General features: G+C 46.0%; 14 protein-coding genes. All 14 read right to left on the bottom strand.

Annotated elements, in window-relative coordinates:
• Positions 1 to 273: transposase (locus BLS15_RS07910; protein WP_090510887.1), on the bottom strand; the 273-nt coding region annotated here is incomplete at its 3' end.
• Positions 274 to 513: 240 nt separating this feature from the next.
• The gene (locus BLS15_RS07905; RefSeq protein WP_090510882.1) at positions 514 to 1512 is read right to left on the bottom strand and encodes a FecCD family ABC transporter permease; all 999 of its coding nucleotides are present in this window, start codon (positions 1510 to 1512) and stop codon (positions 514 to 516) included.
• The gene (locus BLS15_RS07900) at positions 1505 to 2518 is read right to left on the bottom strand and encodes a FecCD family ABC transporter permease (protein WP_090510879.1); all 1014 of its coding nucleotides are present in this window, start codon (positions 2516 to 2518) and stop codon (positions 1505 to 1507) included. The genes BLS15_RS07905 and BLS15_RS07900 overlap by 8 nt, the downstream gene beginning before the upstream one ends.
• Before the next feature lie 108 nt (positions 2519 to 2626).
• On the bottom strand, positions 2627 to 4588 hold the full coding sequence (locus tag BLS15_RS07895) for an ABC transporter substrate-binding protein (RefSeq protein ID WP_090510876.1): 1962 nt from the start codon (positions 4586 to 4588) through the stop codon (positions 2627 to 2629).
• A 477-nt stretch (positions 4589 to 5065) separates the two neighbouring features.
• Positions 5066 to 5812, bottom strand: coding sequence for a class I SAM-dependent DNA methyltransferase (locus BLS15_RS07890; RefSeq protein WP_254777308.1), 747 nt, complete (start codon positions 5810 to 5812; stop codon positions 5066 to 5068).
• A gap of 12 nt (positions 5813 to 5824) precedes the next feature.
• Positions 5825 to 6334, bottom strand: a complete 510-nt coding sequence (cysC, locus tag BLS15_RS07885) for an adenylyl-sulfate kinase (protein ID WP_021253350.1) — start codon at positions 6332 to 6334, stop codon at positions 5825 to 5827.
• 14 nt (positions 6335 to 6348) lie between these two features.
• Positions 6349 to 7206, bottom strand: a complete 858-nt coding sequence (locus BLS15_RS07880) for an STM4011 family radical SAM protein (protein WP_021253349.1) — start codon at positions 7204 to 7206, stop codon at positions 6349 to 6351.
• On the bottom strand, positions 7203 to 8579 hold the full coding sequence (locus tag BLS15_RS07875; RefSeq protein WP_090510868.1) for an STM4012 family radical SAM protein: 1377 nt from the start codon (positions 8577 to 8579) through the stop codon (positions 7203 to 7205). The genes BLS15_RS07880 and BLS15_RS07875 overlap by 4 nt, the downstream gene beginning before the upstream one ends.
• Before the next feature lie 203 nt (positions 8580 to 8782).
• Entirely contained in the window at positions 8783 to 9568 is a 786-nt protein-coding gene (locus tag BLS15_RS07870; protein WP_021253347.1) for an STM4013/SEN3800 family hydrolase, read from the bottom strand.
• 20 nt (positions 9569 to 9588) lie between these two features.
• A complete protein-coding gene (locus tag BLS15_RS07865) occupies positions 9589 to 10806 on the bottom strand; it encodes an STM4014 family protein (protein WP_021253346.1) in 1218 nt (405 codons plus the stop codon).
• A gap of 2 nt (positions 10807 to 10808) precedes the next feature.
• Positions 10809 to 11654 (bottom strand): STM4015 family protein, encoded by an 846-nt coding sequence (locus BLS15_RS07860; RefSeq protein WP_021253345.1) that lies wholly within the window; start codon positions 11652 to 11654, stop codon positions 10809 to 10811.
• A gap of 239 nt (positions 11655 to 11893) precedes the next feature.
• Entirely contained in the window at positions 11894 to 12379 is a 486-nt protein-coding gene (locus tag BLS15_RS07855) for an NTF2 fold immunity protein (RefSeq protein WP_090510865.1), read from the bottom strand.
• Between the two features lie 6 nt (positions 12380 to 12385).
• Positions 12386 to 13222 carry a TIGR02452 family protein gene (locus tag BLS15_RS07850; protein ID WP_028532874.1) on the bottom strand — a complete coding sequence of 279 codons (837 nt, stop codon included), beginning with the start codon at positions 13220 to 13222 and terminating at the stop codon, positions 12386 to 12388.
• A gap of 41 nt (positions 13223 to 13263) precedes the next feature.
• A complete protein-coding gene (locus BLS15_RS07845) occupies positions 13264 to 13815 on the bottom strand; it encodes an NADAR family protein (RefSeq protein ID WP_028532875.1) in 552 nt (183 codons plus the stop codon).
• Positions 13816 to 13817: the final 2 nt, after the last annotated feature.

Below are 13817 nucleotides of genomic sequence, written 5' to 3'. Positions count from 1 at the left end.
TATAAGATCACGGAGAATCGCGATCTCCAACGCTTGTTCTCCAAGCAATTTTTTCAACTGATCATTTTCTTCAGCTATTGCTTTGGAGTCGAACTCCGGGATTTGTTCCATTTGAACATCACCGAATTTGCCATCGCGATATTCATTAATCCAACGATGGAGCATATTCGTTGCTATTTCATAGCGGCGAGCAACTGCCGCTTTATTTCCAGTCTCCAGTGCTTCTTTCACCAATTGTAATTTGAAGTTTGTTGAATGTTTCGTTCGTTTCATTTCATCATCCCCTGTCAACTATTAGTGTAATTCATATACACTCTTAGTGTCCAAGATCATTAAGGGGCTTATGAGCTAGTAAGTAGAAATGCTAAAACCTTAAGCCTCTTTGCTATAAGGACTCTATTCGTCACAGTAGCGAGTCTATGATCTAACCAGGAGCATACTCAATGAGCGTTCCATTATTCACCTCCTCTATCTTTATCTCTATCTCTATCTCTATCTGAGATGAAAGATGAGCTAAGTCCTCTTGCGTTTAAATAGCAAGTACATGAAGAATGGAGCGCCAATGCCTGCTGTGAATACGCCAGCCGGAATATCCAGCGGCTGAAAAAGCATTCTTCCTGCCAAATCCGCCAGCAATAGAATAATCGCACCTATAAACGCGGATACCGGGATGATCAGCTTGTAACAATTTCCGACCAGTCTTCTGGCAATATGCGGTGCCATTAATCCGATGAAAGAGATCGTACCGGCTGCACCAACCGCTGCGCCGGCAAGCGCAACACTATAAAATAAGAGAATCATCCGGCTGAGTTGAAGCCTATTTCCAAGCCCTCGAGCGACATCCTCGCCTAAAGATTGCACATTTAATTCCTTCGCCATTAGCAGTGACAAAGGAATGAATATCGCTACCCACGGCCAGAGCACTTCGATATAGACCCAATTGGTACCATAGATGCTTCCTGTCATCCAATTCAGCACTTGCGCGGCCAAATACGTCGGACCGCTAATGAGCAGGAATGTAGTGAGCGCCCCCATTGCTGTTGAAATGCCAATGCCGATCAGCACCAGCCGGAACGGCGACACCCCTTTTTTCCAAGCTAATACATAATTGATGATAGCCGTAACCAACGCGCCGCCAATAGCAATGAACGGTACCCAGTGAATGCTGTAGCCCGTCACGAAAGTCATGAAAGCAACCACTGCAACCGACGCACCACCCGTTACACCAAGCATATCTGGAGAGGCGAGCGGATTGCGAATCACGCCCTGCAATAGCGCTCCGGCTGCTGCCAATGCTGCACCAATGAGAATAGCGGCTATTATTCGAGGCAGACGGAACTGCATGATAATCAGGTTGCTGGCTTCCGCATTTCGCCCGGCAAGAGAAGCAAGCACCTCTTTCAGAGAAACACCAACTCCCCCGACCGATAAACTAAGAAGCGACAAGGCAGCAACGATAAAGGTTAAAACGATAAACAGGATTGTATATTTGACTGTACGCGGGTTAAGCATGCAATTTCCTCCTGGCCACATGAATCAGAAAGGGAACTCCGATAATCGCCGTTGCGACGCCTACCGGAACTTCTTTGGTTTCTAGAATAAAGCGTGATGCTAAATCTGCAGTCACCAAAAGGATTGCGCCGACTAGTGCGGTATAAGGAAGCAGCCACTTGAAATCATGTCCAATGATATATCTGCACAAGTGAGGGACAATAAGCCCGACAAAAGCGATCGGACCAGCTGCTGCTACCGAGCTCCCAGCGAGTAGTACAATTGCCGCAGCCGACAGCACGCGCACCAGGATCAACCGCTGTCCTAAGCTTCTTGCGCTATCGTCTCCAAGCGCCATAATATTTAACGAGCCCGCCAATAGTAATGAGATAGCTAACCCTATTACCATATAGGGCAGTACCATCAGCAAATGTTCCACATTTCTTCCTTCCACGGAACCGATCATCCAGAATAGGGCAGATTCAAGCGACTGCTTATCAATAAGCATAATGCCGGATGTAATAGAAGAAGTAAAAGCAGCCATACAAGCGCCAGCCAAGGTCAGCTTTACTGGCTCGAACCCGCCTCCTTGCAGGCCCAACGTATAGACGGCCACCGATGTTGCGACCGCGCCTGCGAAAGCTAGCCAGACCATTCCGCTCATCGTTAACGAGGAACCGTATGCGAGCAGCCCGATTACAATAAATAGCACTGCCCCTGCATTTACACCAAAGACAGAGGGCGATGCTAGTGGATTTCTTGTTAGAACCTGCATAATCGCCCCTGCTACGGCTAAGCTTGCTCCTACCAGAGCCGCAACTAAGGTTCGGGGTACGCGAGCCGTCATCAGAATAAGATGCTCATTGGACCCGTCGAATTGACTGTAGGCCTGCCACAAGTCTTTCAACCCGAAGTGATGAAGACCGTACAATACACTGCACAACATACTAATCAGCAGCAGGATCGCGCTGACAGCTAGGCCGGCGAGCTTCCGCTTGCTGCTTCGCTTTAGGAAAGAACCATTCATGCCTGCACCGTGCCTCCTTTTCATTGGTAGCCCTAACAACTAAACTGCCAAAATCGCCAACAAGCTGACGCGAATACAGCGTCAGCTTGTTAATTCGATACGCCTTTATTACTTAACATCAAAGTACTTAACAAGTTCGTCCAGCAGCAGATTGGCTGCTTCATATCCACCTGCCGAGTTCCATATGGCTTCATCGACTTGAATAATTTTGTTGTTCTTGGTAACACTCAAGTTCTGGAACAGCGGATCTTTTTTCCATTCCTCCACAACCTTCGCCGCATCGTTCTTGCCCGGAGACTCCGATACGAAGTAGAAGAGCACATCGCCGTCCATGCTAGGTATCGTTTCTTTGGACATAACTTCCATAAAGGAGTCTTTGTCCTGCGATTCTGGGCGGGCAATGCCTAATTGGCTCAAGAGCACCCCGGAGAACGTTTGCTTCTGATAGATACGAACTTGTTTGGCAGAGAAGCGGGCCACCGATACTTTCGTTTCCGCTTTGCTACCAAGCTTTGCTTTGACTTCCTCGACACGTTTGTCGAAGGCCGCCATCTTTTGTTCTCCTTCTTCTTTCTTGTTTAGAGCTTCGGAGTATAGCTTGAAATTGATTTTCCAATCTCCCGCCAGATCTTCAGAGAATATCGTAGGAGCAATTTGCTTTAATTGGTCGTAAATTTTCTCCTGTCTGACCTTATTGCCGATAATCAGATCCGGCTTGAGACTCGCGATCAGTTCAAGATTCGGCTGCAGCTCGTCCCCGACAACGGTGACCCCGTCCATCTCTTGCTTGATATGGTCGTACCAAGGATCGCCAATCCAAGACTGAACGGCTCCGACTGGTTTGATGCCGACTGCCAACAGCGCCTCCGTTCCCTCATTGGTCAATATAACGATACGTTCAGGGGTGCCAGTGAGCGTTTCTTCCCCCATCGCATGCTTAATTACTCTTGTCTCATTGCTTGCAGCCGGACTTGTGGAGGCTGCTACGTTATTACTGGGCGAGCCACTGTTTGCCGATGTGGCGTTCGTTCCTCCTGCTGTGCATGCGCTCAACAAGAGTGTGAAACAAAATAATAAGGTTGCTGCCATTGCTGTTCTCGACATACGATACATCGGTAATACCCCTTCTCTCTTGTGTTGATAACGATTATCAAAATCATTACCAATATAACGCTGCTGCCTTCTGTCAACAATGGGAGATCTGGACACGACGGATGGATTATTTCGACGCTGCTCCTGCTGCAACACAGCTTCTTTAAAACTAGTGGGAGAAGCCCCTTCGTATTTCTTGAAGATGCGGCTGAAATAATAGCTGTCGGTATAGCCTACGCTCTCTGCAATTTCCTTTAAGGTGAAATCTGTGGACAGAAGCAAATGCTTCGCCTTACTCATCCGTAATTGAATCAAATAGTCGATCGGACTCGTTCTGACTTGCTTCTTAAAGGCGCGCAGCAGCTGACTGGAGCTGCAATCAAGGTGTTCAAGCAGCGTCTCAAGCGTAATCGGCTCCCGGTAGCGCTCATGAATATAACGTATCGCTTGGGCCACTAGGTCAGGCTTGACGGCTATGACATTCTGTCGTTCCATCTGCTCTAATATTTCATAGACCATTTGATAAAAAATCGCTTTAACCTGAAGCTTTTCTATTAAATCCGAACGATGCCACTCCTTACTCATGGAGGTAACATGATGGAAGACGGAGATCGGGTAATGAGGCTTGAACACATATTGCATTTGAAACGGATTGTGATCCTCTATCAACTTGACCGTTTCTTGACGGGCTGGCAGCGCCAGCACCGCTTTATATAAAATCATATAATAGTCCAGGAGCTCATCCGCAGTAATATCAAGATAGACTCCCTTGCCTCCATGGATCAAGGAAAACCGGCTGACGTGGTGTGCAATGCCGTCCAGCTGGAGCTGTGCGCTGCCTCTAATTACATATAAGAAGGCGCTTGAGGGCATTCTGTACGCATGCAACTCCTCGCCTTGCTTCATTATTGTATGCCGTACATCTATAATCTTAATGAATGCTTGGTTCCATAGTAAAGCTTGCTCATTTAATTTCACCGTCTTGCTCTCCCCTTCACTTTCACTCTGTGTTGAAAGATTTATACCCCCATAATATATGATATTGATTATCATTTGCAACGATAATTGCATACCTATTTTCTATCGTCAAATCCTTCAATGTCGTATTTTCATGAAATAATCAGGGGTTGAAATTGAAATCAATCGAGATGAAATTTGTAAGTAGTTCTGTGAAAGAAGTAATGAAGGTGCTAAATATCAAGAATGAGGATCAGCTGAAAGTCTGGATGAAGTGGTATTTAGAAGATGCGTGTACACGTTCAGGCTTATCAAAATGCTGGAAAAGGAAACGGCATTACGATGAGCATGTCCCGTACGGGAGCGCCCGCCCTCGTTGAACAGACCGTTAAAGCTCTATCCCATAAGGGACGGACCTGCTCGCATTCTAAACTAGGGATCACCAAAAATCCCCTCAACCTGAGGGGATTTTTTCTATTGCGATGCAGTACGTCTCTCCTAATCTTTCCTACAAACGCTAATAATCGATGAAGATAACGGAGAGAACGGCGTTTTATCCCAGTCAGCATATTGATGTTCGACGCGAAAGCCGTGACGGGTTAATAAAGAATGCAGCGTAATCTGATCCGTGAACCGACAAGCAATTCGGGAAGTCGTTCGCTTATCCCCCCAATTACGCATCGTGACCCAATGCATGATTTGCTGGCTGGCATCGTAACATTGTGTGCCTGATACCTTGACGTTATTCCCATCCTTATCAATAAATGATCCCCATTCTGTCTCCTCTTCATCGGATAAATCCGTTCCCTCCGGATTACGAGTCTCAAATGCAAAGATTCCGTGGGGTTGTAGATGTTTGTGAACGGTCGTGAGCAAATCGATCTGATCTTGATCACGTAAGAATGCCTGAAATGCATTGCCAGTCAAATAAATCATCGAAAATCGCTTGTCCGATTCGAAAGTACGGGCATCGCCTTCTATAAAAGTAACAGGCAACCCCTCCGCCTTCAACCGCGCATATGCGAGCATCTCTGATGAGATATCTACACCAGTCATCGTTATGCCGGCTTTCGCCAGGGGGATCGTTGTTAAGCCTGTACCACAAGCAAGTTCTAACACTTCTCCAGCACTCGATCTAGCAAGCTCAAGATAGAATTGATATTTGTCCATTTCACCGCCAAATTCAAGATCGTAATTTACCGGATCTTGATATTCTTCAAGATTGCTATGCTCAATCAACGCCATTCCCTCCTCTCATTATTTCATCAAGTACTCTAAAATTTGACTCACATTAGACTCCACACTGTTTATGTGCGTATGTATCGTGATTTCTGGGTGCACCGGCGCTTCATAGACATCAGAAATACCCGTAAATGCTGTTATCTCACCTTTTATTGCTTTTGCATATAAGCCCTTTACATCTCTGCGCACACAATCCTCTAAGGGACAATGCACATACACTTCAACGTATGGCTCCAGCTCTGCTCGCGCATAGTCTCGCATTTCCAAATAGGGTGCAATCATGGAGATGATCGTCGTAACACCATTGCGGTTCAGCAGCTTGCTAATATAGACGGCACGACGAATATTCTCCATTCGATCTTCTCTACTGAATCCAAGCTCTCGTCCTACCATTTGTCTAAGCTCATCGCCGTCCAAGCATTCGACCCTAACGCCTCTTTCCTGAAGAGCCGCTGACAGAGCTAACGCCGTTGTCGTTTTACCAGAGCTTGGAATCCCTGTTAACCATATTGCCGTTCCTACCAATGCATAGTTCCCCTTTATGATAATATTGCGATCCGTTCGAGTGCACGTTCTCCGTAAATAGAATCGAACGACTGCTCTTCCATATGGATATAGCCTATATAACAATCACATTGCCTCATACGACATGGGCGTTCTTTAGAGATTCCATCAAGCCCATCTTTATACAAATTCCCAATTACTTGACGATCCTTATAGCAACGCTTTACACGCCCGTCTCCTTGAACATAAAACACATTTTTTCCGGCACGGCACGGCTTGTCCATACTGTCGTAATCCCTGGCATTATGGACAAAATAGGGGTCCATATCGGTCAAAAATGCTGTATCCTCAGCAGAATAGTATGCTGGTTTATCTTTGTAGGCGTTCACCCACATATAAACATCATCAGGCAGTGCCTTCCTGAATGAAAAAATGGAGTTGAACGCGCTCTTCACACCGACACAGCCTACACTGAACGGTATTTTTTGTTCATAAAGTTTGCCGCATTGCTGTAAAAAACGTTCTTCCTTCGTCTGCCCAGGATGGTACGTTACCCAGAATGCAGCCGTAACCGGATTCAACTCGCGCGTCCAATCGAGCTTAGCGGATAAGTTGGTTTGTATAGCGACCTTTTGAACGTGCTGCATGTGGGACAGCTTAACCATCGCTTCCCTGTACCAACTATGCGTAAGCCCTTCACCATATGGGTTGAAAAAAACGGACAGCTGATGCCCGCTTCCTTCTTGCTTCCTTACCCAATCGACAAATGTCTGCACTTGCAGCCGATCCTTCGCCAATGTCTCTGGACTATCCGTGTTCTTGCTAAAAGGACAGTAAGGGCAGTCATAATTGCATGAGCTCAAGCTCCCGCGAAAATAAATCGTCGCCTTCATGATAGTACACAGCTTTCCATACGTGCCCGAATATCCGGAGAAATGAACCAATCTCCTATGGAATCGGAGTACATAAGCCCTTCATCCGTCAGCCGAAGCACCCCATGCTCGATAACAGCAAGATCCGTATGCACAAGCAGATTCAACTCGGGATAATCGACGAGAGATGACGTTCCGAACCGCTCCACGTAGCTGCTCAATACCAAGCCTTCCGTATGAAGCAGCGCTTTTAGTATAAAGCGTCGCTGCTGGTCATCCTTGCTTAATACAATGCCATAATCTGCATGGGTGTAGTCGGCTGAAGCCACGTAGTCGGCAATGATGTTTGCTGTAGCTGAACGACCTACACTGTATCGCGAGGAGTAATGAACCTCTCTTGTGTAAGAGCGTGCGCCACAGCCAAGTCCAATCATGCCCTCCTCCTGACAACCATACGGAAGCAATGATTTTTTCGAAATCGCATCTGCTTTGGCAAATCTGCGCATCGAGTACTGGGTATATCCATGTGCAAGCAAACGATCCCGCGCTGCACGATAGAAGCTTACCCTCTGATCCTCGCCACTCTGCCTTATCTGCTCTGGCTTTACAATCGTGTGCTCGCGCGTATATAGCGGATAAATAAATAACTCCTCTGGGTCATAAGACAACGCCTTATCCAGCGAATATATCCATGATTCATGGGTTTGACCGGGAAGGCCATAAATCAAATCCAGATTAAGGATCGGAAATTGGTACAACTTGAGCTGCCTCAGAGCTCTTTCGACTTCCTGCGGCTTTTGGGGACGATAGATCGCGTCCGCTTCAAATTCTACGAAGCTTTGAATCCCCATACTGACCCGATCCACCTGCCTGCTTTTTAATATATTCAAGCGTTCGGTTGTTATCGTCTCGGGAGATGTTTCTACCGAGATGGAAACTTGGGCTGGATTCATGCCCATCACATGTTGAGCAATATGAAACAACCGATCCAGCTGGTCAGGCTCGAGTAAAGTCGGCGTACCGCCTCCAATAGCAAATCTAGCAATCGGCTTATTCGGAATAAGTGGAGCCCATTGTGCAGCTTGTCTCTCCAAAGCATCCACATAATTGGTATGTACGTCGGCTCTCTTGTCAGGCAACGTGAATAAATTGCAAAATCCGCATCGTGCTCCACAAAACGGGATATGCATATATAAAAAGAGTGAATCCGCCTTTTCCTGGCTCCACAGTTCGGAAAGCGGCAGCTTCCTCTCCAATTCTCGATAGGAGGTTTTGTGTGGATAAGCGTATAAATAAGACCGGTAAGGCTCTGATGTGAGGTTTTCCTTCCAACTGCGCAGAGCCTCCAAATTCTGGATGATATCCGTGTAATTAGGGTAGACCGTATGGCTCATCATGTTCCCTCCTCTCACTTTAAAGTTCGTGTTCAAAAAGAACGGTTTTCAGCACCGAGAAGGTTGCAAGAACACGAAGAAGGAGTAGCGGAGTGTAGGCAAAACTACATGAGCAACGGACTTCGAGTGTGATTGCAAGATTCGATGTCGAGTTTACTCCTTGTACTTCTTCGTGATCAAAATCGGACTTTTTGAACATCCTATTACAAAATAAATTCGCGATAAGGCACGTTCCACACGACCTCATGCGCTAGCCTATGGCCGTTGTAGCCATCTTCACCGAAGGCGGTTCCATGATCAGAGAACGCCATGCAAAATACAGGCCGTTCTCGTTCTCTGAATGCCTGAAATAATCGACCAAGCTCACCGTCAACATATCGAAGTGCTGCGCGCTGTGTCTCTAATGAGTCTTTCTTTGCTCCTGGTACAAAATAATGATTGGGCCCATGAATCGCTGATACGTTCATAAATAGAAACAGTCGTTCTGTCTGATTCGAATTATGCAGGAGCTTGATGGCATGGTTCACCTGATGCTCTGTCGAGCGTTGATTTGTAACCCCAAAGGTCATCCGCCAATAGCTTTCTTGGAAATAGCTTGGAAGAACTTTGGCTAGCGGAACTTTTTTGGTAAAGAAGATGACTCCGCCTATACAAATCGTACGGTAGCCCACAGCTTGCAATCCAGATACGATATCCGTTGTATCAAATTGCCATGTATACGGATGTGTCTTTAATCCCGTATTTTTCGAATGAAACAACCGAACATGCTCTGCCTTATTTGTCGTAGCCGGAGTTGGCAGAAATCCGCCAAAGAAAGCATGATGAGCAGCATAAGTGAAGCTGCCTGGTGTATGTCGCTTTTCCCAATGCCCGCTCCCGCACAAATTCGGACAGTTTTCTTCCTCCAGCACAGCAGCGTCATATCGCAGTGTATCCAGCGTAATCATCAGAATATCGTGACTGCCTACAATTTCATTCATGTTAAACATCGTGGTGATCCTCTTCCATTTTAGATAGTCGTAGAGAGTGTAGCCATTCTCATTTCCCATTCATAGGGATCATGTCCTTCATAATGACTATGGTACAGTAAATCTCCGAACGGATTAACATCCAATACATAAGGTCTATAGGAACCGCTGCTCAATAACACATCTATGCCTGCGACGGTTGATCGTGGAAATACCGCTAGCGTTTGTTCAGCGCATAGTCGCACGGCAGCTTGAAGATTGTCAGACAAGCCGATTTCATCCAAGCTCATTCGATCACTATCAAGATGCAGATTCGTTATAGGTGTTCTGCTTACCCTTGCAATACTATGACACGCTTTACCTGCTACGACAAGTTGCCGGATATCAAAGGTGCGATCCCGATAAGACGCTTTCGGAATCCATTGCTCTACATGAGCGCCTTGTTCCAATAACCAGTTGATGATTTGGCGAATGACTTGGCGTTCTTTATAGTTCACCAGCTTTTTTACGTTATAAAATATAGGGGGTCTACGTAGATAGTTCTCCACACCTATCGTAGTCACGGCCGATTCTGCACCTGTAATGGGGTTTACCTGATATGCGATCACACCACATGCGCCGGAACCACTTGCTAGCTTAATAAATAAACGATATATCCGCTCTTTTGCCATAACATCCCGAAGTGTATTGTAATCCGGTATGTCTTCCGGTGCAGCTAATCTTCTAGGTACCGGTAATCCAGCTGATGATAAGATCTGGTGAGTATGCCTTTTATCGAACATTGCGGCTATATCCTCGGGAGCATTCATCCATCGTGGCGTATTCCACAGCTGTGCTGCCTCCCTGTCCAGTTGAGATAACAGCTTGCAATACCCACGAAACCATTGGGAAGGATGATACAGCTCTCCCTTATTTTCCTCCAACCCTTTGGCCATCCTTACCGAGATAGGCTGAACAACGCTCTTGTTATATCTAAGCCATCGCTCGTCTATATGGGTGTTGGCCGAATCAGGGGCGCCAAGTGCAATAAGCTCACGTTCCACTTCAAAATGTTCCCCGGGCGCGTCAAGCCGCAGCAATGGAGGTTCATCCAACGTTTGCCCCAAGCTCTGTGCAACCGAACTCAAGGATGCATTTCCCTGCAACACATCTATATAATTCAAAACAAGAGCTGGGGGCAACCCCAGCCGAGTTCTTGCTGCTTGTAGTCCGGTTGTTCTTCTATTGCCGGAATTGCCAATGATAATCATCGATTTCATCGTTATTCCGTCAATGAAGGATAGCGATAATCCTCGTCTTCATCAGCATCCTGTTGATCGCTGATATCTACATTGAGGCCTGACTGCTTCCAACGATTCATCATTTCATCCGACATGTAATGATAGCTTAAATCAAGCGACTTTAGTTTCATTATCTTTTCACTATGGATAAGAGCTTCCGCTCCCTTATCTGTCAACGTCCCCATAGAAAGATCCAACGTATGTAACTGATCAAGAATCGGTGCATCGGCTACTGCAATAGCGATTTCGTCTTGAATTTCACTGTCTTTGAGTCCAAGATAGGAAAGCAGAGGGAATTTCCCAGGTTCAATCAACTGGAGCACATCTGCGAGACTTCCGTCAAATCCATACTCCTCTACCCCTAAATAAAGCTCCAGCTTCTTCAAATTTTTGAAACTGCCTTCACTTATGCTAGTAATGACGTCTGTTCCAAGCCCGCCGCAAATAATAGTAAGCTCCTCTAGTTTGTCATGGTGAGCCGGAACAAGACTAAGATCTGTGCTCCCTTTAATGGTGAGTGAACGAAGCTCAGGATAAGCAGATAAAATCGGCCCTAAATTAGATTGATTGATCCAAGAGACCTCACATTCTTCAGAGGACATATCGCCAATAAATAAGCTCCGCAGCTGCGGAAAGCGGTCTTTCAACCGAACAAGGGCTTCAACAACTACACTAGAATCACTCTCATAGGCGGCGCCCCAGTCACCGATTATGAGACTTTCAAGCTGCAAGCTCTCATCCTTGTTCGCAAGCTCCTCTATTAAATCTACGATTTTGACACCTTCCTCGTATTGATCATAATCGACAGATAGTTTACATTCGGACATTACATTACCTCCTGAAAATGAATACTAACTTGTTCATTATAATAGCCACACTTGTAAGTATCAAATGTTTCCAATCCATAAATATCCCCTAAAATAATTGCCTTGCGGAAGGGATCCGACAGCTGTATCTCTTTCTGTGAAAGCCAAAATTGCATATAACTAATTCCTTATGTTCTTGTCAAATGAAAATGACAACGAGTGCTATTACCTCGCTGAAATCTGCTCATTTCATTTGTAATTTATTTTGTTCCATACATCATGAGCAGCCTCCCAGTTTCTTTTGCAAGAGCAATATAAATGACACCGCCAAAAGATCCCGGAGGAAGAGTTCCCTCGATAATCCAAGCTTCTGCAATAGGGTTATAGCTGATAGCAAAGGGTGTTTCCTCCAAAAAACGGGGATAATGCTCTGCTAAATAGGGGAAGATTGCCGTTGCAACTGCATGTACATCTGTAAGCTCACCAAAAGCAGTTTCATCTCCAAACCGATTATCCTGGAGAAGAGTGTCGCGATCGGCGAAATAGAGCTCAAACCTGCCATATAAATTCTCATCATCCAAATCACGTTCTACAAAGCCATATTCAATAACTTTTTCCTTTTGATAAACATTGCTTTTACTCTTTTTCTTATAGTCAGCCCGTACGGTGATTTGATTAACTCGAAGACGGTCGCGTTCTTGCTCCTGCTCAGCTATTATTTGCTCCAAAGCATCCATATAGCTCATTTTGATTCACCCTCTGTTCCCATTGAACTCCTTTTCAAAAGCATGAATGCACTTGCCCTCTTTGGAAGTGTCTAAGACCGCAAAACGAATTTCCGAAAATAGGTATCCTAAGCCTTCATCCTTCAGCAGCTCCCGCCACCATCCTGCTACCTTCACCGGGTCATTCCGGAAAACACCGCAGCCGTAGGCACCCAAAATGAGGTTTTTATCGCCTTTTTGGGCGAATATGGCTAAGGCCAGTCGCATCCTGTCTTTCATCATACATTTCGCTTTCCGGGGATCCTCTCCCTTAAGCAGAACCTGCCCATAATTCACGGCGGGCAGAGTCAATACTGAAGCTGTCACCGGCCGCTCTATAAGATCGAACCGCTGGTTACGGAAAAACACTACGTCCGGGGAATAGATGGCGTGATTCGTATACATCATCGATTTACAGGCCCGATTAGCCTTATAATAACGTTCATTGCGCAGCTGTGTTTCATATAATCCGCTGGAGGCCGCCAGGCTTTCTTCCTGAGCCATCGCCCCGTTTAGAAATCCACCTCCGGGATTTTTCGCGCTGGCAAAGTTTAACACGCCGACGCGCCCTTTCCCTAGCTCCGTAAAATCCAAGATCGACTTTACTGTGGTCTCGTTGGCGACAGAATATACGGGTTCTGGCGGCAACTTAGGCAGCTCGTCAATTCCTCGTACCAGTGTCTCTCCCTGATCCGGTGTAATCAGCTCGCTATTTGCCTCGGATTGCTTTTGTGCAGTGACGAATTCTACCCGCCGCCCCTTATATTCATAGAAGCCTTGCCGCTGTATTCGTAATGTTTCCTCAGCAATTTCTTTTCGTTTCATTTCATTCCCTCTTCTTTCATCAATAACAAATCCGGTAGATGTTAATCTTGCAGTAATTCGTCTCTCACTTCGGTCAGCACAAATCCGAGTAGGTTCCTACCATGCCATTTTAGTGGATTCTCCACATCTGGATTGGACTGTCCCATGCCGATTCCCCAAATGCGATCCCGTGGGCTGGCTTCGACGAGAATACGATTTTTCGTTGACTTGAGATATTCGCCAAGCTTCGGATTCTGCGAAAATTTGGCCAAATTGCCTCTTTTAACGATGCCATAGCATTCGTTGTCCCAAATGTCCTTGTCGAAGTTTCTAACTGCACGCCCGTAGGCTTTCATTTCCTTAGGATGCTTAGCTTTAAGAATCGCGTCCAACATTTCGCCATCTCCAAAAAGTCTTGCTTTCTCGGACATCATAAACTGCTCGACACAGGAATACTCGTGTCCCTCTACCACGAAAGGGCTCATCCACCATTGGCTAAAACAGCTTTTGTCAACCCCGCCGTCTTTTGGCGGTGTATGGCCCCAGAAGAAGACAAACTTGAACGTTTTACCTGCAATATATGCTTTTCTTAACTGCTCGATATTGTATATCATCA

The organism is Paenibacillus sp. cl6col (assembly GCF_900102125.1).
Classification (GTDB): domain Bacteria; phylum Bacillota; class Bacilli; order Paenibacillales; family Paenibacillaceae; genus Paenibacillus_B; species Paenibacillus_B suaedae.
The sequence above is the reverse complement of the archived record's forward strand: the minus strand, read 5'-3'. Positions and strand labels throughout refer to the sequence as shown.